This window comes from Pseudomonas sp. MS19, from assembly GCF_013277615.1.
GTDB classification, from domain to species: domain Bacteria; phylum Pseudomonadota; class Gammaproteobacteria; order Pseudomonadales; family Pseudomonadaceae; genus Aquipseudomonas; species Aquipseudomonas marincola.
This window is the reverse complement of record NZ_VBTO01000013.1, coordinates 338,704-357,768: the sequence shown is the minus strand read 5'-3', so window position 1 is coordinate 357,768 and position 19,065 is coordinate 338,704. Positions and strand designations below refer to the sequence as shown.

General features: G+C 57.4%; 16 protein-coding genes. 1 reads left to right on the top strand and 15 read right to left on the bottom strand.

Translation table 11 applies throughout. From position 1 onward, the window contains the following. Positions 1 to 48: 48 nt before the first annotated feature. Together fghA and FEZ62_RS14925 are read right to left on the bottom strand one after the other, a co-directional pair. Positions 49 to 900: an S-formylglutathione hydrolase gene (fghA, locus tag FEZ62_RS14930; protein ID WP_172928797.1), complete on the bottom strand. Its 852-nt coding sequence runs from the start codon at positions 898 to 900 to the stop codon at positions 49 to 51. A gap of 78 nt (positions 901 to 978) precedes the next feature. Beyond that, positions 979 to 2,091 carry an S-(hydroxymethyl)glutathione dehydrogenase/class III alcohol dehydrogenase gene (locus FEZ62_RS14925; RefSeq protein WP_069899459.1) on the bottom strand — a complete coding sequence of 371 codons (1,113 nt, stop codon included), beginning with the start codon at positions 2,089 to 2,091 and terminating at the stop codon, positions 979 to 981. Between the two features lie 120 nt (positions 2,092 to 2,211). Between FEZ62_RS14925 and FEZ62_RS14920 the strand changes: the two genes are divergently transcribed. Next, positions 2,212 to 3,105, top strand: coding sequence for a LysR family transcriptional regulator (locus tag FEZ62_RS14920; protein ID WP_172928573.1), 894 nt, complete (start codon positions 2,212 to 2,214; stop codon positions 3,103 to 3,105). On the opposite strand, the gene ispD is transcribed toward FEZ62_RS14920, so the two are convergent. The 13 genes from ispD to fabZ all read right to left on the bottom strand — a co-directional run bounded on the left by ispD (position 3,102) and on the right by fabZ (position 19,053). Further along, on the bottom strand, positions 3,102 to 3,809 hold the full coding sequence (gene ispD, locus FEZ62_RS14915; RefSeq protein ID WP_172928571.1) for a 2-C-methyl-D-erythritol 4-phosphate cytidylyltransferase: 708 nt from the start codon (positions 3,807 to 3,809) through the stop codon (positions 3,102 to 3,104). The genes FEZ62_RS14920 and ispD overlap by 4 nt on opposite strands. Continuing rightward, the gene (gene ftsB / locus FEZ62_RS14910) at positions 3,806 to 4,084 is read right to left on the bottom strand and encodes a cell division protein FtsB (protein ID WP_069899462.1); all 279 of its coding nucleotides are present in this window, start codon (positions 4,082 to 4,084) and stop codon (positions 3,806 to 3,808) included. The genes ispD and ftsB overlap by 4 nt, the downstream gene beginning before the upstream one ends. Before the next feature lie 66 nt (positions 4,085 to 4,150). After that, positions 4,151 to 5,440, bottom strand: a complete 1,290-nt coding sequence (eno, locus tag FEZ62_RS14905; protein WP_172928569.1) for a phosphopyruvate hydratase — start codon at positions 5,438 to 5,440, stop codon at positions 4,151 to 4,153. A 136-nt stretch (positions 5,441 to 5,576) separates the two neighbouring features. Beyond that, entirely contained in the window at positions 5,577 to 6,422 is an 846-nt protein-coding gene (gene kdsA, locus FEZ62_RS14900; RefSeq protein ID WP_069899464.1) for a 3-deoxy-8-phosphooctulonate synthase, read from the bottom strand. A gap of 4 nt (positions 6,423 to 6,426) precedes the next feature. Further along, positions 6,427 to 8,058: a CTP synthase gene (locus tag FEZ62_RS14895; RefSeq protein WP_069899465.1), complete on the bottom strand. Its 1,632-nt coding sequence runs from the start codon at positions 8,056 to 8,058 to the stop codon at positions 6,427 to 6,429. Positions 8,059 to 8,239: 181 nt separating this feature from the next. After that, positions 8,240 to 9,553 (bottom strand): tRNA lysidine(34) synthetase TilS, encoded by a 1,314-nt coding sequence (tilS, locus tag FEZ62_RS14890; protein ID WP_172928567.1) that lies wholly within the window; start codon positions 9,551 to 9,553, stop codon positions 8,240 to 8,242. Further along, the gene (locus FEZ62_RS14885; protein ID WP_069899467.1) at positions 9,553 to 10,503 is read right to left on the bottom strand and encodes an acetyl-CoA carboxylase carboxyltransferase subunit alpha; all 951 of its coding nucleotides are present in this window, start codon (positions 10,501 to 10,503) and stop codon (positions 9,553 to 9,555) included. Before FEZ62_RS14885 ends, tilS begins: the two co-directional genes overlap by 1 nt. A 325-nt stretch (positions 10,504 to 10,828) precedes the next feature. After that, positions 10,829 to 14,347: a DNA polymerase III subunit alpha gene (dnaE, locus tag FEZ62_RS14880; protein ID WP_172928558.1), complete on the bottom strand. Its 3,519-nt coding sequence runs from the start codon at positions 14,345 to 14,347 to the stop codon at positions 10,829 to 10,831. 91 nt (positions 14,348 to 14,438) lie between these two features. Next, positions 14,439 to 15,896 (bottom strand): alanine/glycine:cation symporter family protein, encoded by a 1,458-nt coding sequence (locus FEZ62_RS14875; protein ID WP_090508892.1) that lies wholly within the window; start codon positions 15,894 to 15,896, stop codon positions 14,439 to 14,441. Between the two features lie 210 nt (positions 15,897 to 16,106). After that, complete coding sequence (gene rnhB / locus FEZ62_RS14870) at positions 16,107 to 16,703, bottom strand: ribonuclease HII (protein WP_090508893.1); 597 nt, start codon at positions 16,701 to 16,703, stop codon at positions 16,107 to 16,109. Beyond that, entirely contained in the window at positions 16,703 to 17,836 is a 1,134-nt protein-coding gene (gene lpxB, locus FEZ62_RS14865; protein WP_172928556.1) for a lipid-A-disaccharide synthase, read from the bottom strand. The genes rnhB and lpxB overlap by 1 nt, the downstream gene beginning before the upstream one ends. 3 nt (positions 17,837 to 17,839) lie before the next feature. Further along, complete coding sequence (gene lpxA, locus FEZ62_RS14860; RefSeq protein WP_069899472.1) at positions 17,840 to 18,616, bottom strand: acyl-ACP--UDP-N-acetylglucosamine O-acyltransferase; 777 nt, start codon at positions 18,614 to 18,616, stop codon at positions 17,840 to 17,842. Continuing rightward, positions 18,613 to 19,053: a 3-hydroxyacyl-ACP dehydratase FabZ gene (gene fabZ, locus FEZ62_RS14855; protein WP_069899473.1), complete on the bottom strand. Its 441-nt coding sequence runs from the start codon at positions 19,051 to 19,053 to the stop codon at positions 18,613 to 18,615. Before fabZ ends, lpxA begins: the two co-directional genes overlap by 4 nt. Positions 19,054 to 19,065 lie beyond the last annotated feature (12 nt).

Sequence of the window (19,065 nt, the reverse complement as noted above, 5' to 3'; positions counted from 1 at the left end):
TGCACCGTTGTCGCGAGGTAATGCGCAAAAGCGCAAAAAGCTGCTGTTTCAGCCGTTCAATACCGCGCTGTGATGACGTAAATGGTCATCAATAAAGCTGGCGATAAAGTAGTAGCTGTGGTCATAACCCGGCTGCATGCGCAGCGTCAGCGGATGCTCTGCCGCTTGCGCTGCAGCCTGCAAGGCTTCGGGCTTGAGCTGATTGACGAGAAAGTCGTCCCGGTCGCCCTGATCAATCAGAATCGGCAATTTCTCGCGCGCCTCGCCGATCAGTGCGCAGGCATCCCATTCACGCCAGCGCGAACGGTCTTCACCCAAATAGTGACTGAATGCTTTTTCGCCCCACGGGCAGTTCATCGGATTAACGATTGGCGAAAATGCCGAGAGTGACTGATAACGCCCCGGATTGCGCAACGCACACACCAACGCACCATGGCCGCCCATGGAGTGGCCGCTGATTCCGCGCTTGTCGCTCACCGGAAAATTCGCCTCAATCAACGCCGGCAACTCTTCCACCACATAATCGTGCATGCGGTAATGACGCGCCCACGGCTCTTGTGTGGCGTTCAGGTAAAAACCGGCACCCAGACCGAAGTCATACGCGCCATTGGCATCGTCAGCGACACCTTCGCCGCGCGGGCTGGTATCCGGCGCCACGATAATCAAACCGAGTTCAGCAGCCAGGCGGTGTGCGCCGGCCTTTTGCATAAAGTTTTCGTCAGTGCAGGTCAGGCCAGACAGCCAATACAACACGGGCAGTTTCGCGCCCTGTTCGGCCTGCGGCGGCAGATAAACCGCAAACACCATGTCGCAGTTCAGCGTGCTTGAGTGATGACGATAACGCTTGTGCCAGCCGCCAGCGCTTTTCTGGCAGGACAGATTTTCCAAAGCCATGAGCAACTCCGCAGTCATGCTAAAGATTCATCGGCAACCGCAACGGGCAACCCCGGAAATGCCAGAGGCTGCCCTGAGTGCGATTTAGAAGTTAATGACCGTGCGAATGCTTTTGCCTTCGTGCATCAGGTCGAACGCCTTGTTGATATCTTCCAGGCCCATGTTGTGGGTGATGAAGGTATCCAGCGGGATCTCGCCGCTTTGCGCTTTTTCCACATAACCCGGCAACTCGGTACGGCCTTTGACGCCACCGAATGCAGAACCACGCCAGACGCGACCAGTCACCAACTGGAACGGACGCGTGCTGATTTCCTGACCGGCGCCAGCCACCCCGATAATCACCGACTCGCCCCAACCTTTGTGGGCGCATTCCAGCGCCGCGCGCATCAGCTGCACATTGCCAACGCACTCGAAGCTGTAATCAACGCCGCCATCGGTCATTTCGATGATGACATCCTGAATCGGCTTGTCATGATCCTTCGGGTTAACGAAGTCGGTTGCACCCAACTCACGCGCCACATCGAACTTGGCCGGGTTAATGTCGATGGCAATGATGCGCGAGGCCTTGGCCATTTTCGCGCCGATGATTGCCGCCAGACCAATGCCGCCGAGACCGAAGATGGCCACGGTAGCGCCCTCTTCAACCTTGGCGGTATTGAGCACAGCGCCGATGCCGGTGGTCACACCGCAGCCCAGCAGGCAGACTTTTTCCAGCGGCGCCTCTTTAGGGATTTTTGCCAGAGAGACTTCTGGCAGCACGGTGTACTCGGAGAACGTCGAGCAGCCCATGTAGTGATAAATCGGCTCGCCTTTGTAGGAGAAGCGCGTGGTGCCGTCCGGCATCAGGCCTTTACCCTGAGTCGCACGTACCGAACTGCACAGGTTGGTCTTGCCCGACTTGCAGAATTTGCAGGCGCGGCATTCAGCGGTATACAGCGGAATAACGTGATCGCCCACGGCTAGCGAGGTAACGCCCTCACCGACCGCCTCGACAATGCCGCCGCCTTCGTGGCCGAGAATCGCCGGGAACACACCTTCGGAGTCTTCACCAGAAAGGGTGTAGGCGTCGGTGTGGCAAACACCGGTGGCAACGATGCGCACCAGCACCTCACCGGCTTTTGGCGGCGCAACATCAACTTCAACAATTTCCAGCGGCTGGTTAGGCGCAAACGCAACAGCGGCGCGTGACTTGATCATGGTGGCTCTCCGGCAGATTTACACAGTGGGCCAAAGTGTAGATCATTAGCGATCCTGCAATAATCACCCAATAAGCAAAACATTATTGCTATTCAGGGATAATCAACCAAGGAACCGATCATGAGTCGCTGGGAAGGTCTCGATGAGTTTGTTGCCGTCGCCCAATGCGGCCAGTTCAGCGCCGCGGCTGAGCGTCTGAGCATGTCGTCGTCTCAGGTCAGCCGGCAAGTGGCGCGACTGGAGGAACGCCTGCAAACCCGACTGTTCTATCGCAGCACGCGTCGTGTTGCGCTGACCGAAGCCGGGCAGACCTTTCTGCAGCATTGCCAACGCCTGCAGGATGCCCGCGAAGAAGCGCTGCGCGCAGTAGGTGATCTGAGCAGTGAACCGAAAGGGTTGTTACGCCTGACCTGCGCGGTGGCCTACGGCGAGCGTTTTATCGCACCACTGGTAACCGAATTCATGGTGCGCCATCCCCAGCTCAGCGTCGAAATTCAGCTGAGCAACCACACCGTCGACTTGCTCCACGAAGGCATGGATCTGGCAATCCGCCTTGGCCGCTTGCAGGACTCAAGTTTGGTCGCCTCGAAACTGGCACCCCGGCAGATGTATTTATGCGCCGCACCGGAGTATTTGCAGCATTACGGGCGCCCGCACAGCATTTCTGAGATCAACCAGCACAATTGCCTGATTGGCAGCGCGGATATCTGGAATTTTGCCTCGCAGGGCAACGAGACGTCGCTGCGCGTTCATGGCAACTGGCGCTGCAACAGCGGGCAGGCGGTGCTGGATGCGTGCCTGCGCGGCATTGGCTTGTGCCAATTACCGGACTACTACGTGCTGGAGCATCTGCGCAGCGGTGCGCTGGTGTCACTGCTGGACAACCATCGCCCACCCAATACAGCGGTGTGGGCGCTCTACCCGCAGCAGCGGCATTTATCGCCGAAGGTGCGGCAACTGGTCGACTTTCTCAAACAAGGTTTGAGCCAGCGCGAGGAATACCAGACGGTTTAGGACTTACGCCAGTTACGCGCCAGGCTGTGCAGATCTTCCGGGCGCGTGACCTTGATATTGTCCGCCCGCCCCTCGACCAGACGCGGCGCAAAACCGGCCCACTCAACGGCGCTCGACTCGTCAGTAACATTAACATCGGCCACCAGCGCATCCGCCAGCACCCGGTGCAGAAAGCCCAGGCGGAACATCTGCGGGGTAAATGCCTGCCAGACCACTGAGCGATCAATCGTCTCGCACACCCGGCCATCTGCGCCGGCACGCTTCAGGGTGTCGCGCGCCGGCACCGCAAGCAAACCGCCAATGGGGTCATCCGCGAGGGTCTCAAGCAGAGTATCGAGATCAGTGCGAGAGAGGTTCGGCCGCGCGGCGTCGTGCACCAGAACCCAGTCATCTTCCTGCGCGCCCAACTCAGTTAAGCGCAACAGGCCATTAAGCACCGAGTCGGCACGTTCACGCCCGCCTTCAGCGCGCTCAATCCGCGAGTCATTGGCGCACGCCAGTAACGGCCAGTAAGGATCATCACCCGCAAGGCTGACGACCAGACCACGCAATTGCGGGTGATCGAGAAAACAAGCCAGGGTGTGTTCAAGGATGGTTTTGCCAGCGAGTGGCAAATATTGCTTGGGACGGTCGGCTTGCATACGACTGCCAACGCCCGCAGCAGGAATTATCGCCCAGAATCCGGGCAGTTCAGCGTTAATCATTCGGCCAACTGGTAAAGAGTTTCGCCTTCTTTGACCATGCCCAATTCATGCCGGGCACGTTCTTCTACGGTTTCCATGCCCTTTTTCAACTCGCGCACTTCTGCCTCGAGAATCCGGTTGCGCTCAAGCAAACGTTCATTCTCACCTTCCTGATCAGAAATCTGATGCTTGAGGTCAGTAACTTGCGCAAGACTGCCATCACCAACCCACAGGCGATACTGCAAACCGCCCAATAGAAGGATGAGGACTAAAAACAACCAATAAGGACTACGCATAGTGAACCGAGTATCCATACGAAAAAAAGGGCGACTTGCGCCGCCCCCTTTTTACCACGCTTCTACTTAGGCGCGGAACTCACCGCGGCCGCGATATGCAACTTTACCGCCGAGCTGCTCTTCGATACGCAGCAACTGGTTGTACTTGGATACGCGGTCTGAACGGCACAGCGAACCGGTTTTGATCTGGCCAGCCGCGGTCCCTACAGCGAGGTCGGCGATGGTCGAATCTTCGGTTTCGCCGCTACGGTGTGAAATCACCGCGGTGTAGCCAGCAGCCTTGGCCATCTGGATGGCTTCCAGAGTTTCGGTCAGCGAACCGATCTGGTTGAACTTGATCAGGATCGAGTTACCGATGCCCTTATCAATGCCTTCCTTGAGGATTTTGGTGTTGGTTACGAACAGGTCGTCACCGACCAACTGAACCTTGCTGCCGATCTTGTCGGTCAGCACTTTCCAGCCAGCCCAGTCGGACTCATCCATGCCGTCTTCGATCGAGATGATCGGATAACGCTCGGACAAACCGGCCAGATAGTCAGCAAAACCAGCAGCGTCGAATACTTTGCCTTCGCCAGCCAGGTCATATTTGCCGTCTTTGAAGAACTCGCTCGAAGCGCAGTCCAGCGCCAGAGTCACGTCATCACCCAGCGTGTAGCCAGCGTTGGCAACAGCTTCAGCGATAGCTGCGAGCGCATCTTCGTTCGACGCCAGGTTAGGTGCGAAGCCACCTTCGTCACCCACAGAGGTGCTCAGGCCACGCGCCTTGAGAACAGCTTTGAGGTGATGGAAAATTTCGGCGCCCATGCGCAGTGCATCGGCGAAGTTCTTGGCGCCAACCGGCTGAACCATGAATTCCTGGATGTCGACGTTGTTATCGGCATGCTCGCCGCCGTTGATGATGTTCATCATCGGCACAGGCATCGAGTAAACGCCCGGAGTACCGTTCAGGTCGGCAATGTGTGCATACAGCGGCACGCCTTTGGCTTGAGCAGCGGCTTTGGCAGCAGCCAGCGAGACAGCCAGAATGGCGTTAGCGCCCAGGGTCGCCTTGTTCTCAGTGCCATCGAGCTCGATCATGGCGCGGTCAAGTACCTGCTGGTCGCGAGCATCTTTACCCAGCAACAGATCACGGATCGGGCCATTGATGTTGGCAACGGCCTTGAGGACGCCTTTGCCCAGATAACGGCTCTTGTCGCCATCGCGCAATTCCAGCGCTTCACGCGAACCGGTAGAAGCACCGGATGGCGCGCAGGCGCTGCCAATGATGCCGTTTTCCAGGATCACATCGGCTTCTACAGTCGGGTTACCACGGGAATCAAGGACTTCACGGCCTTTGATGTCGACGATCTTTGCCATTACGTTTAGCACTCCAAAAGTTAACGAGAACTGCACCAGCGGGCTTCACGCCTGTTGTCATTGTTCTGACAGACGCCCATTACCTGACCAACTGGTCAGGTAATTCCCGACGGCACTTTACCGGATATCTGCGCTTTTAGGCAGTCTCAATCGGCGGAAAACTCTTTACCAGGTCATCCAACTGCTTGAGTTGGGTGAGGAAGGCTTCAAGCTTGTTCAAGCGCAGCGCACATGGGCCGTCGCACTTGGCATTATCAGGATCTGGATGGGCTTCCAGGAACAAGCCGGCCAGCCCTTGGCTCATACCGGCTTTGGCAAGATCCGTGACTTGCGCACGGCGACCGCCGGCAGAGTCGGAACGGCCACCGGGCATTTGCAAGGCGTGGGTTACATCGAAAAATACCGGGTACTCGAACTGCTTCATGATGCCGAAGCCGAGCATATCAACGACCAGGTTGTTGTAGCCGAATGACGAGCCGCGCTCGCACAGGATCAACTGATCATTACCCGCCTCAACGCACTTGTTGAGGATGTGACCCATCTCTTGCGGCGCAAGGAACTGAGCCTTCTTGATATTGATCACGGCGCCGGTTTTGGCCATGGCCACAACCAGATCAGTCTGCCGCGACAAGAAAGCCGGCAACTGAATGATATCGCAGACATCTGCCACGGCTTGCGCCTGATGCGGCTCGTGCACATCGGTAATCACCGGCACGCCGAAGGTCTTTTTGATTTCCTCAAAGACCTTCATGCCCTCTTCGAGGCCGGGGCCGCGGAAAGAGCTGACAGATGAACGATTCGCTTTGTCGAAACTGGCCTTGAACACATACGGGATGCCGAGCTTCTCGGTCACCCGTACATATTCTTCGCAGGCCTGCATCGCCAGATCACGCGACTCGATGACGTTGATGCCACCGAACAGCACGAACGGCTTGTCGTTGGCAATTTCAATGTCACCTACGCGGATAATCTTTTGCGCCATGGGCTTAAGCCTTCCTGGATTTTTGCGCCAATGCAGCGTTCACGAAGCCACTGAACAGCGGATGCCCGTCACGCGGCGTCGAGGTGAACTCAGGGTGGAACTGGCAAGCTACGAACCACGGATGATCCGGCGCTTCAACCACTTCAACCAATGCACCGTCGCCCGAACGACCGGTTACGTTAAGACCCGCATCCGTCAGGCTTGGCAGCAGGTTGTTGTTCACTTCATAACGATGACGATGACGCTCAACGATGACATCCTTGCCGTAGCAGTCATGTACTTTGCTACCGGCCATCAGCTGGCAGTCCTGAGCGCCGAGACGCATGGTGCCGCCGAGATCAGACGACTCGGTGCGCTGCTCGGTGCTGCCGTCGGCGTCTTGCCATTCGGTGATCAGACCGACGACCGGGTGCTTGCTGGCCATGTCGAATTCGGTGGAGTTGGCATCGGTCCAGCCCAGTACGTTACGGGCGAATTCGATAACGGCAACCTGCATACCGAGGCAGATACCCAGATACGGGATCTTGTTCTCGCGGGCGTATTGCACCGTTTGAATCTTGCCTTCGACGCCGCGCAGACCGAAGCCGCCAGGCACCAGAATCGCGTCTACACCGTCGAGCAGCGAGGTGCCGCTGTTCTCGATGTCTTCGGAGTCGATGTAACGCAGATTGACCTTGGTACGGTTCTGGATGCCGGCATGGCTCATCGCTTCAATCAGCGACTTGTAGGCGTCCAGCAGTTCCATGTACTTACCGACCATGGCGATATTGACTTCTTTTTCCGGGTTCAGCTTGGCGTCAACCACGCGGTCCCACTCGGAAAGGTCGGCGCTGCCGCACTCAAGGCCAAAGCGCTCGACGACGAAGTCATCAAGGCCCTGCGCATGCAGTACCGAAGGAATCTTGTAGATGGTATCAACGTCTTCGAGCGAGATAACCGCGCGCTCTTCAACGTTGGTGAACGAGGCGATCTTGCGACGCGACGACACATCAACCGGATGATCTGAACGGCAAACCAGCACATCAGGCTGCAAGCCGATCGAACGCAGCTCTTTTACCGAATGCTGGGTTGGCTTGGTCTTGGTTTCGCCCGCGGTAGCAATGTACGGCACCAGCGTGAGGTGCATGAGCATTGCGCGCTTGGCGCCAACCTCAACACGCAGCTGACGAATTGCTTCGAGGAACGGCTGCGATTCGATGTCGCCAACCGTGCCGCCGATTTCAACCATCGCCACATCCGCGTCACCAGCACCCTTGATGATACGGCGCTTGATTTCGTCGGTGATGTGCGGGATGACCTGAATGGTCGCGCCCAGATAATCACCACGGCGCTCTTTGCGCAGCACGTCTTCGTAGACGCGGCCGGTGGTGAAGTTGTTGTTCTGGGTCATTGTGGTGCGGATAAACCGCTCGTAATGGCCAAGATCAAGGTCAGTTTCAGCGCCGTCCTGAGTGACGAACACTTCACCGTGCTGGAACGGACTCATGGTGCCCGGGTCGACGTTGATGTAGGGATCCAGCTTCAGCATCGTGACCTTCAGGCCCCGCGCCTCCAGGATAGCCGCCAGTGAAGCCGAAGCAATGCCCTTCCCCAAAGAAGAAACAACACCACCCGTGACGAATATGTAGCGCGTCATGTAAAACCCTAGAAGTCTGCGTTTAGGCGGTCAGCGCCGCCGGGGAAAGCGAAGGAAAGGCCGAAGCCAGCAGTTATAAAACAGCCATAACTGAACGCGCTGCCGAGACCAATTCTTCAAAAGAAACGGAATCAACAAAAGCGCTAATAAGACGGGAGCGTAGTCTACCGGAAATGGCTTATCAGCTCAAACCTAGTTCGCTGGTCGGTAATTGCCAGACCAGACGCCAGAGCTTGCTTGAACAACCTTCCAGATTTTCCACATTTGCCACCGCACAAACGCGCCCCTGACACATCAACAAGGGTAGACGAGCGCGGATAAAAACCGGCACCTGATGCTCATTTAATAATCGTTTCAAATCGCGATGGCCACGCTCAGGCAGCTCCAGCACCTCGCTGCCCTGACGGTAGCCGATGTAAAACGCCCCGTCCGGCAACCGCCCTTCAACGCGCACCCGACCATTGCCGGGCAGCGCCAGCCATTGACCGGAGATAATGGGCTGGGAAAGCGCCTGAGGTTTTCTCAGCCAGTCACCACTGAGCCACCATAGCCGCTCGTCGGCACGATGAATTTCACCGCTGGCCAAACGCCAGACTGGCGATGCATCCGGGGCTGCATCACGCAAGGTAATCCAGCTCGCCCAATGCGCCGTATCTGGCATCTTAGTGCGCTCGCGCAACCAATAACGCAGAGCATTACGCTGACGCGGCTCACTCAGGCTGCGCAATACCGGCAGCGACAAGCTCGGCACTGCGCTCCATGCTGCGGTCTCAAAGGATTCTGCGCGCTGTAAATCCTCAATTGCCAACTCATCGAGCAACTGCGAAGCCTCGCCCAGATGCTCGGCAGCGCGGGCGATATTGCCCAGCGCTTGCGGCCAGCGCGTATGCAATGCCGGCAGCACGCTGTGGCGCAGATAGTTACGCGAGTATTGTTGATCGGCGTTGGACGGGTCTTCGATCCAGCTCAGTCGATGCGCCAGGGCGTATTCACGCAGCTCAGCTTGCGAGGCATTCAGCAATGGACGCAGCAATACGCCAGCGCCCAACGGCCGACTAACAGCCATTGCCGCGAGCCCGCGCACGCCGGCGCCACGGAGCAATCGAAACATCAGGGTTTCGGCCTGATCATCACGGTGCTGGGCAAGCAGCAACGCCTCCCCTTCTGCCAACTGCTGACTGAACGCCCGATACCGCGCCTCACGCGCTGCGCGCTCAAGGCTTGGCCCGTCATCAACGTGCACGCGCTGAATATGCAACGGCACAGCCAAACGCGCGCAAAACTGCTGGCAATGCGCCGGCCAGTCTTGCGCGACAGCTTGCAAGCCGTGATCGATATAGATAGCGGAAAGTGCCGGGATTGCCTCACGTTGCGCAAGGCTGGCTAGTACATGTAACAGGACGGTTGAATCCAATCCGCCCGAAAAGCCGACGCGCCACGCAGGTGCGTCACGCCAGGGAGCCAGATTTTCCAGCACCCTGGCGCACAGGGTCATCACGCCACGCCGTAGCTCATGAGACGCTCGTAACGACGGGCAAGCAGCGCGTCGGTATCGAGTTTCTTCAGGTCTTTAAGCTGCGCAGCCAATGTTTGGCGAACAGACTCGGCAGCCGCTGCCGGGTCGCAATGGGCACCACCCAATGGCTCGGCAATGACTTTATCGACGATGCCCAAACCTTTCAGGCGATCCGCCGTAATGCCCATGGCTTCAGCCGCATCTGGCGCCTTGTCTGCGGTTTTCCACAGGATCGATGCGCAACCTTCCGGCGAGATAACCGCATAGGTCGAGTACTGCAGCATGTTCAGCTGGTCGCAAACGCCGATGGCCAATGCACCGCCCGAACCACCTTCACCAATAACGGTAGCGATAATCGGGGTTTTCAGGCGCGCCATAACCCGCAGGTTCCAGGCAATTGCCTCGCTCTGACCGCGCTCTTCCGCGTCGATACCCGGATATGCACCTGGGGTGTCGATGAAGGTCACGATTGGCATTTTGAAACGCTCGGCCATTTCCATCAGACGGCACGCCTTGCGATAGCCTTCCGGACGCGGCATGCCGAAGTTGCGACGTACTTTCTCGCGAACTTCGCGGCCCTTCTGATGACCGATGACCATTACCGGCTGATCATCCAGACGGGCAACACCGCCGACAATGGCAGCATCGTCGGAGAAGTGACGATCACCGTGCAACTCGTCGAACTCGGTGAAGATATGGCCCAGATAATCGAGGGTGTAGGGACGACGTGGGTGCCGCGCCAGCTTGGCGATCTGCCAGCTGGTCAGGTTGCCGAAAATGCTTTCAGTCAACGCGTTGCTTTTGTCCTGGAGCCGCGCGATTTCATCACTGATGTTCAGTGAATTGTCGTTACCGACCAGGCGAAGCTCTTCGATCTTGGCTTGCAGGTCAGCGATTGGCTGTTCGAAATCAAGAAAATTCGGGTTCATAGTCATCCGTCTTGCGTCGACGGCCAAGTGGCCGGGGAGCGGTATCCGTTTATGCCCTACCTTATAGGATTGGGCTCATCCAGGTCGACACCTGAGTCTTGGCGCAACAACCCTGAAGGATCAATGCGCACGCTGTAGACGTCAAGTGCCGCCACCCTTACATAAGGCCTAGGCCTCAAAAGTTAAGGATCGAAAAAGAGCGCGGCTCAGTACTGCGGCATTTGTAAGACTCTGAAAGCGCTGATTTTTACCAAAATTTGCGCTTCAATGAGCCCTCTAACCTTGTAACTGCGCGGCACGCGTCCTTTTCAGTGCTACATAATCCTTAGCGGTATTGAAGGAAGACGTTGTCTCGGCCGAACTGGTCACGCAATGCCTGAATCAGGCTGTCAGCCGGATCAATCCGCCACTTTTCGCCAAACTCAAGCAGCGCCCGTGCATCCGTGCCCGCGTAGTCCAGCGTGATCGGGCAAGCGCCCCGGTGGCGTTCACACAATTGCGCCAGCCAGTTCAGTTTGTCCGCCTTCAGCGCTGTGCTGGCAATACGCAAACGCAAACTTTCGGCCAGTCCGGTACGTGCTTCCTCCAGACTCATCACACGCTTGGCACGCAAACGCATACCGCCCGAGAAGTCGTCGTTACTCACCTCACCCTCGACCACTACCAGCGCATCGCTCTGCAGCAGCGCCTGATTACTGGCGAAGGCCTCGGCAAACAAAGAGGCCTCAATGCGCCCGGAACGGTCGTCCAGGGTGATAAAGCCCATTTTGTCGCCCTTCTTGTTCTTCATAACCCGCAGGTTAACAATCAAGCCGGCAACCGTTTGCGATTCACGCGACGGTTTCAAATCAACAATGCGCTGACGGGCAAAACGGCGAACCTCGCCTTCATACTCGTCGATCGGGTGCCCGGTGAGGTACAACCCCAAGGTTTCCTTCTCACCTTTGAGACGTTCTTTGAGCGTCAGTTCCCGCGCTTTCAGATGCTTGGCATAAACATCGGCGGTTTCGTCGGCAAAGACGCCACCAAACAAGTCCATGTGTCCGCTGTCATGGCTACGCGCCGTTTGCTCGGCGGCCTGCACAGCCTCTTCGGTCGCGGCCAGCAATACGGCGCGGTTGCGGTCGATATTGGCGCGATACTCTTTGATCTCTTCATGGAAGTGCGGCCCGAGGCGATCCAGCGCGCCGCTGCGTACCAATGCATCGAGGGTGCGTTTGTTGATTCGCTTGAGGTCGACCCTTGAGCAGAAATCGAACAGATCCTTAAACGGGCCATCCTTGCGCGACTCGACAATCGCCTCTACCGGACCCTCGCCGACGCCCTTGATCGCGCCCAGACCGTAAACAATCCAGCCCTCATCGTTAACCGTGAACTTGAACTCAGAGGTGTTCACATCGGGCGCATCGAGACGCAACTTCATGCTGCGGCATTCTTCGATCAGCGTAACGACCTTGTCGGTGTTATGCATATCCGCCGACAACACTGCCGCCATGAAGGCCGCCGAGTGATGCGCCTTGAGCCAGGCAGTTTGATACGAAAGCAGACCATAGGCGGCCGAGTGCGATTTGTTGAAGCCGTAACCCGCGAACTTTTCCACCAGATCAAAGATGTTGCCAGCAAGGTCCGCATCAATACCGTTACTGGCGCAGCCTTCAATAAAACCGCCGCGCTGCTTGGCCATTTCTTCTGGCTTTTTCTTACCCATGGCGCGGCGCAGCATGTCGGCGCCGCCAAGGGTGTAGCCCGCCATGACCTGAGCAATCTGCATCACCTGTTCCTGATACAGAATGATCCCGTAAGTCGGCGCCAAAACCGGCTGCAGGCCTTCGTACTGGTAATCCTGATGCGGATAGGAGATCGGCTCACGACCGTGCTTACGGTTGATGAAGTCGTCCACCATGCCGGACTGCAACGGGCCCGGACGGAACAGTGCCACGAGTGCGATCATGTCTTCGAGGCAGTCGGGCTTGAGCTTTTTGATCAGCTCCTTCATGCCGCGCGATTCAAGCTGGAACACCGCGGTGGTTTCAGCTTTTTGCAACATCGCGAACGTGGCTTTGTCGTCCAGCGGAATGAAGTCGATATTCAGGTCCGGCAAGCCCTGCTTGGCTTGCTCGCGGTTGATGGTTTCCATCGCCCACTTGATGATCGTCAGGGTACGCAGACCGAGGAAGTCGAACTTCACCAGACCCGCCGATTCCACGTCATCCTTATCGAACTGGGTGACCAGACCGTTGCCTTCTTCATCACAGGCAATCGGCGAGAAGTCGGTGAGCTTGGTCGGCGCGATAACCACACCACCGGCGTGCTTACCGGTGCCGCGGCAGATACCTTCGAGCTTGAGCGACATCTCCCAGATTTCGGCCGCTTCTTCGTCAGTCTTGAGGAAGTCGCGCAGCGGCTCTTCCATTTCGAACGCCTTGGCCAGCGTCATACCGACCTCGAACGGAATCATCTTCGACAAGCGATCCGCCAAACCGTAAGACTTGCCCTGCGCCCGCGCCACGTCACGCACCACCGCCTTGGCGGCCATGGTACCGAAGGTGATGATCTGGCTTACAGCGTTGCGGCCGTACTTTTCCGCCACGTAATCAATAACCCGGTCGCGCCCGTCCATGCAGAAGTCGACGTCGAAGTCGGGCATCGATACCCGCTCGGGATTGAGGAAGCGTTCGAACAGCAGGTCATAGGCCAGCGGATCAAGGTCGGTGATCTTCTGCACATACGCCACCAGCGAGCCCGCACCCGATCCACGGCCTGGCCCTACCGGCACGCCGTTGTTCTTGGCCCACTTGATGAAGTCCATAACAATCAGGAAGTAACCGGGGAAACCCATCTGAATGATGATGTCGAGCTCGAAGTTGAGGCGGTCGACATACACCTGCTTCTTCGTCTCGTAATCCGGCGTGTCCTTGGGCAGCAATACTTCCAGACGTTCGTCGAGTCCGTCGAACGAGACTTTGCGAAAGTACTCATCCATGGTCATGCCGTCTGGAATCGGGAAGTTAGGCAGGAAGTAGGTGCCCAACTGCACATCGATATTGCAGCGCTTGGCAATTTCGACAGTGTTTTCTAGCGCCTCCGGCAGATCACTGAACAGCTCGGCCATCTCTTCCGGGGTTTTCAGGTACTGCTGATCAGAGTAATTGCGCAGGCGGCGCGGGTCGTCCAGCGAGCGTCCTTCACCAATGCACACTCGGGTTTCGTGCGCTTCGTAGTCATCCTGATTGATGAAGCGAACATCGTTGGTGGCAACCAGTGGCGCGCCAACCCGGTCCGCCAGCTCAACGCCCATGTGCAGGTATTCTTCGTCGTTGACGCGATTGGTACGGTGCAACTCGACATAGAAGCGATCGGGGAAAACCGCCTGCCATTCGCGCAAACGCTGCTCGGCAAGCACCGGATCACCGGCCAGCAAGGCGCGACCGACTTCACCTTCACGGGCGCCGGACAACGCAATAAGCCCTTCGGCAGCCGCTTTGACCCAGTCGCGCTGGATAATTACCAAATCATTGCTTTGGCCTTCACTCCAGCCGCGCGAGACCAGTTCGGTGAGGTTGCGATAACCCTTGCCGTTCATCACCAGCAAGGTCATGCGCGTCAGCGCGCCATCTTCATCTGCACTGGCCAGCCAGATATCAGCCCCGCAAATGGGTTTGATACCGGCGCCCATCGAGGCTTTATAGAACTTGACCAGTGAGCACATGTTGCTCTGATCGGTGACTGCCACCGCCGGCATACCCGCGCCGGCAACGGCCTTGATCAACGGCTTGACCCGGACCAGACCGTCAACCAGGGAGTATTCGCTGTGCACACGCAGATGGACAAATGGAACAGTCATGGCAGCCCTATTCAAAACACAAAAACGACAAGGCCCGGATTGTACCGAGCCTTGGATCAAACATCAGCTTTGCGGATCAAACTATCGCTAATTAGCGATCATCCCAAACGCCGGGTGAAAGTTTTTTCTGCACTTCCGGGTATTCGCTGGCATCGAAGGTCGGCACCTTGCCCGCCTTGCGCTGTGCGTTGTAGTCACGCGCCAGCTTGAACGCCAGATTGGAGAGCAGTATCACGGCAATAAGGTTGGTAATCGCCATCAACCCCATCGACACGTCCGCAAGATTCCAGACGAAGGGTAACGATGCCAACGCACCAAACATAACCATCGCCAACACTGCCAAGCGGAAAATCAACAGGCCGGACTGGTGATTATGCTCCAGGAATACCAGACAGTTCTCGGCATAGAAGTAGTTGGCAACAATTGAGGTGAAGGCGAAGAACAGAATCACCACCGCCAAGAAATACTTGGCCCAACCGCCCAACTGGCTGCTCAGCGCCTGCTGCACCAGCGCAATACCTTCCGCGCTGCCGGCTGGCACCTTGGCCAGCAAAATGATCGCGGCCGAGGCGGTGCAGATCAGCAGCGTATCGATAAACACGCCAGCCATTTGCACATAGCCCTGCGACACCGGATGCGGCGGATAAGGCGTCGCCGATGCAGCAGCATTGGGCGCAGAACCCATGCCGGCCTCGTTGGAGAACAAGCCGCGCTTGAAGCCGTTCATGATCGCCGCACCAATGCCGCCAGCCGCTGCCTCATGCAAGCCAAAGGCGCTCTTGAAGATCAACGAGAACACAGCCGGCAACTCGCTGAAATTGATCACGATGATAACCAGCGCCACCAGCAGATAGGCCGCTGCCATGACCGGCACGGCCAACTCGGAGAAGCGGGCAATCGAGCGCAGGCCACCGAAGATAATCAATGCGGTCAGCACCACCAATCCCAGACCGATCACCGCTGACGCCACCGGAATCACGCTGCCCATCAGGGTGAACGTACCCCAGTCGATATTGAACGCGCCAATCATCGCGCCGCTGATGGTGTTGGCTTGCACGGAATTGAACACGAAACCGAAGGCAATGATCAGGAAGATCGAGAACAGAATGCCCATCCAGCGTGCATTAAGGCCACGCTCCATGTAATACGCCGGACCGCCGCGAAACTGGCCTTGCTCGTCGCGGCTCTTGAACAACTGAGCCAGCGTGGCTTCAACAAATCCTGTGGCCATGCCGACCAGAGCAATCATCCACATCCAGAAAATCGCACCCGGCCCGCCGAGCGTGATCGCCACAGCGACACCGGCAATGTTGCCCGTACCGACGCGCGCCGCCAGTGAAGTACACAACGCCTGAAACGATGAAATCCCCGAACTGTCACTGTTACGGCTGCCGCGCAACACCGTGAAGATGTGCCCGAAGTGACGAAACTGTACCGCGCCCAAGCGAACGGTGAAGTACAAACCGGAACCGACCAGCAACCAGATGAGTACCTTCCCCCAGATCAACCCGTTCAACAGGTCTACAACCTGCGTGGCCACTTCTTGCATGGAAATCCTCCGACCGCCTACCGCGGCATTTACGCTCGACCCTGAATTACCGGCCGGAAACGAATGTGCATCGCACTCAAGGTGCAACCTGAAAATGATGCTGACTACCAGTGTAGACAGCTCGAAAGGGCTGGGACTTTGAAATATTGGCCGCTCGCTTGCCTGCGAATGAGCGACCCATATTTGCAGTCAGGCGACAATGGCCGCGAATTAGCTGTCTAGCAGATTTCTGACCGGCGCAAACGAGCGCCTGTGGATGGGGGTTGGCCCCAGACGCCGCAGCGCCTCAAGATGTACAGGTGTCGGGTAGCCCTTGTGTTTGGCGATGCCGTAGCCCGGATATTGCGCATCGAGCGCAAGCATCTCCCGGTCACGACTCACTTTCGCCAAGATCGATGCAGCGGCAATCGCCGCCACCGAGCTATCACCCTTGACCACAGATGCACTGGGAACGTTCAATTTCGGACAACGATTGCCGTCAATCAACGCAAGCTTAGGGGTGACGCTGAGCCCTTCTACAGCCCGCTGCATGGCCAGCATTGTGGCGTGAAGAATATTCAGCTGGTCGATCTCTTCAACCTCAGCTCTGGCAATACACCAGGACAGGGCCTTCTCGCGAATCTCGTCAAAGAGCATTTCGCGGCGCGCTTCGGTGAGCTTCTTCGAATCGTTGAGCCCCAGAATCGGCCGCGCCGGATCAAGAATCACCGCAGCGGTCACGACTGCGCCGCACAGCGGGCCACGACCCACTTCGTCCACCCCGGCGACAAGTTCTTCGACCTGAGCAAAATCCAATCCCATCTGCATCAGGCTCGACCTACCAGCTCAAGTACTGCATCAGCCGCCTGCTTGGAGGCATCGCAGCGCAGTGAACGATGGATCTGATCGAAGCGTTCGGTTTGCACCTCGCCGCCATCAAGCAGTGGCGAAACCGTTTGCGCCAGCGCCTCGGCAGTTGCCGCGTCCTGAATCATTTCAGGCACCAGCAGGCGCTTGGCCAATAGGTTTGGCAGCGAGATATACGGGCTCTTAACCAGACGCTTGAGGATGCTGTAGGTCAGCGGAGCAACGCGATAGGCCACCACCATCGGCCGCTTGTACAGCAGCGCCTCAAGGGTTGCGGTGCCGGATGCAATCAGCACAGCATCGCAGGCTGCCAACGCTTCATGCGAACGGCCATCGAGCAACGTCAGGGCCAGATCGCGATCTGCGAGCATGGCTTCAAGTTGTTCGCGACGCTCACGGCTCGCGCACGGCAGCACAAACTGAATACCGGGACGCAACGCGCGCAAACGTTCAGCCGCATCCAGGAACAAAGCGCCCAGGCGCCCTACTTCACCACCGCGACTGCCCGGCATAAGTGCAATCACCGGAGCATCGTGAGCCAGGCCCAGCGCTTCGCGAGCGCCATGCCGATCCGCTTGCAGCGGGATCTCATCCGCCAGCGGATGGCCGACAAAGCGCACCGGCACCTGATGTTCATCGTAGAACTGCGCCTCGAACGGGAACAGCGTGAGCATCAGGTCGCAGGCGTCACGAATCTTCAGCACACGCTTTTGCCGCCACGCCCAAACCGACGGGCTGACGTAATGCACGGTCTTGATCCCGGCTTGGCGCAGTTTCAGCTCAAGACCAAGGTTGAAATCGGGCGCATCGATGCCGATAAACACATCCGGTTTAGCGGCAATCAGGGTTTTGATCAGGTCGCGGCGGCGCGAGAGCAGCTCCGGCAGGCGGCCGAGAACCTCGACCAAGCCCATGACCGACAAGCGTTCCATCGGGAAAATCGGCTCGAGGCCCTGAGCCTGCATCCGCGGCCCACCAACCCCGATAAACTCAACCTGCGGATGGCGCAGCTTGAGCGCCTGCATCAGACCCGCGCCGAGAATATCGCCCGAAGCTTCGCCGGCCACGAGGGCGACGCGCAATACAGCCGACATAAATTAGCGGGTGATGCCGCGTTGGGAAGACTGGATCGAGTCGCGGAATACCGCCACTTCGCTGAACTCATCGGCCAACTCAGCCAGTTCAAGCAAAGCGTCTTCGATGGTCAGGCCCTGACGGTAGACAATCTTGTAGGCACGACGCAGCGCCTGAATGGCTTCGGCGCTGAAACCACGACGGCGCATGCCCTCGAAGTTCATGGTGCGCGCTTCGGCCGGGTTGCCGGAAACGGTGACATACGCCGGAACGTCTTTACCGATCGCCGTACCCATGCCCGCAAAGCTGTGCGCGCCAATGTGGCAGAACTGATGAACCAGGGTGTAGCCGGACAGAATCGCCCAGTCACCAATGTGCACGTGGCCTGCCAGCGCGACATTGTTAACCAGAATGCAGTGGTTACCGATTACGCTGTCATGGCCGATGTGGGCATAAGCCATGATCAGGTTGTGATCACCGACGGTGGTTTCGTCACGATCCTGAATCGTGCCACGGTGCATGGTCACGCCTTCACGGATGATGTTGTGATCGCCAATCACAAGGCGCGTGGGTTCGCCCTTGTATTTGCGATCAGGGGTGTCTTCACCAAGTGAGCAGAACTGATAAACACGGTTGTGTTTACCAATTCGGGTCGGGCCTTTAATGATCACATTAGGCCCGAGCACGGTACCCTCACCAATTTCCACATCAGCCCCAATAATGCACCAAGGCCCGACCACAACGTCGTCAGCCAACTTGGCAGCAGGATCGATAATGGCGCGAGGGTCAATCAAACTCATAATTTGCGTTCCGCACAAATAATTTCAGCTGAACAGACTTCCTTGCCGTCTACGGTTGCCTTGCACTCAAACTTCCAGATGCTGCGCTTGGAGCTGAGGAACTTGGCTTCGAGAATTAACTGGTCGCCCGGCACAACCGGCTGGCGAAAACGCAGTTTATCCGAGCCAACAAAATAGTATAGCGTGCCGTCTGATGGCTTGATGTCCATCATTTTGAAACCCAGGATACCCGCTGCCTGAGCCATGGCTTCAATAATCAGGACGCCCGGCATAATCGGGTGCTCAGGAAAATGGCCGTTGAAAAAAGGCTCATTAATGCTGACATTCTTATAGGCACGAATACATTTGCCTTCAACGTCCAGCTCCGCCACCCGGTCAACCAGGAGAAACGGATAACGGTGCGGCAAGTATTCACGAATTTCGTTGATGTCCATCATTTCCAGAGAAGC

Excerpts from the sequence above, each read along its gene's own strand:
- FEZ62_RS14925 (WP_069899459.1), bottom strand. The coding sequence starts at position 2,091 with ATGATCAAGTCACGCGCCGCTGTTGCGTTTGCGCCTAACCAGCCGCTG.
- FEZ62_RS14920 (WP_172928573.1), top strand. The coding sequence starts at position 2,212 with ATGAGTCGCTGGGAAGGTCTCGATGAGTTTGTTGCCGTCGCCCAATGC.
- ispD (WP_172928571.1), bottom strand. The coding sequence starts at position 3,809 with ATGATTAACGCTGAACTGCCCGGATTCTGGGCGATAATTCCTGCTGCG.
- ftsB (WP_069899462.1), bottom strand. The coding sequence starts at position 4,084 with ATGCGTAGTCCTTATTGGTTGTTTTTAGTCCTCATCCTTCTATTGGGC.
- eno (WP_172928569.1), bottom strand. The coding sequence starts at position 5,440 with ATGGCAAAGATCGTCGACATCAAAGGCCGTGAAGTCCTTGATTCCCGT.
- kdsA (WP_069899464.1), bottom strand. The coding sequence starts at position 6,422 with ATGGCGCAAAAGATTATCCGCGTAGGTGACATTGAAATTGCCAACGAC.
- FEZ62_RS14895 (WP_069899465.1), bottom strand. The coding sequence starts at position 8,058 with ATGACGCGCTACATATTCGTCACGGGTGGTGTTGTTTCTTCTTTGGGG.
- tilS (WP_172928567.1), bottom strand. The coding sequence starts at position 9,553 with ATGACCCTGTGCGCCAGGGTGCTGGAAAATCTGGCTCCCTGGCGTGAC.
- FEZ62_RS14885 (WP_069899467.1), bottom strand. The coding sequence starts at position 10,503 with ATGAACCCGAATTTTCTTGATTTCGAACAGCCAATCGCTGACCTGCAA.
- dnaE (WP_172928558.1), bottom strand. The coding sequence starts at position 14,347 with ATGACTGTTCCATTTGTCCATCTGCGTGTGCACAGCGAATACTCCCTG.
- FEZ62_RS14875 (WP_090508892.1), bottom strand. The coding sequence starts at position 15,896 with ATGCAAGAAGTGGCCACGCAGGTTGTAGACCTGTTGAACGGGTTGATC.
- rnhB (WP_090508893.1), bottom strand. The coding sequence starts at position 16,703 with ATGCAGATGGGATTGGATTTTGCTCAGGTCGAAGAACTTGTCGCCGGG.
- lpxB (WP_172928556.1), bottom strand. The coding sequence starts at position 17,836 with ATGTCGGCTGTATTGCGCGTCGCCCTCGTGGCCGGCGAAGCTTCGGGC.
- lpxA (WP_069899472.1), bottom strand. The coding sequence starts at position 18,616 with ATGAGTTTGATTGACCCTCGCGCCATTATCGATCCTGCTGCCAAGTTG.
- fabZ (WP_069899473.1), bottom strand. The coding sequence starts at position 19,053 with ATGATGGACATCAACGAAATTCGTGAATACTTGCCGCACCGTTATCCG.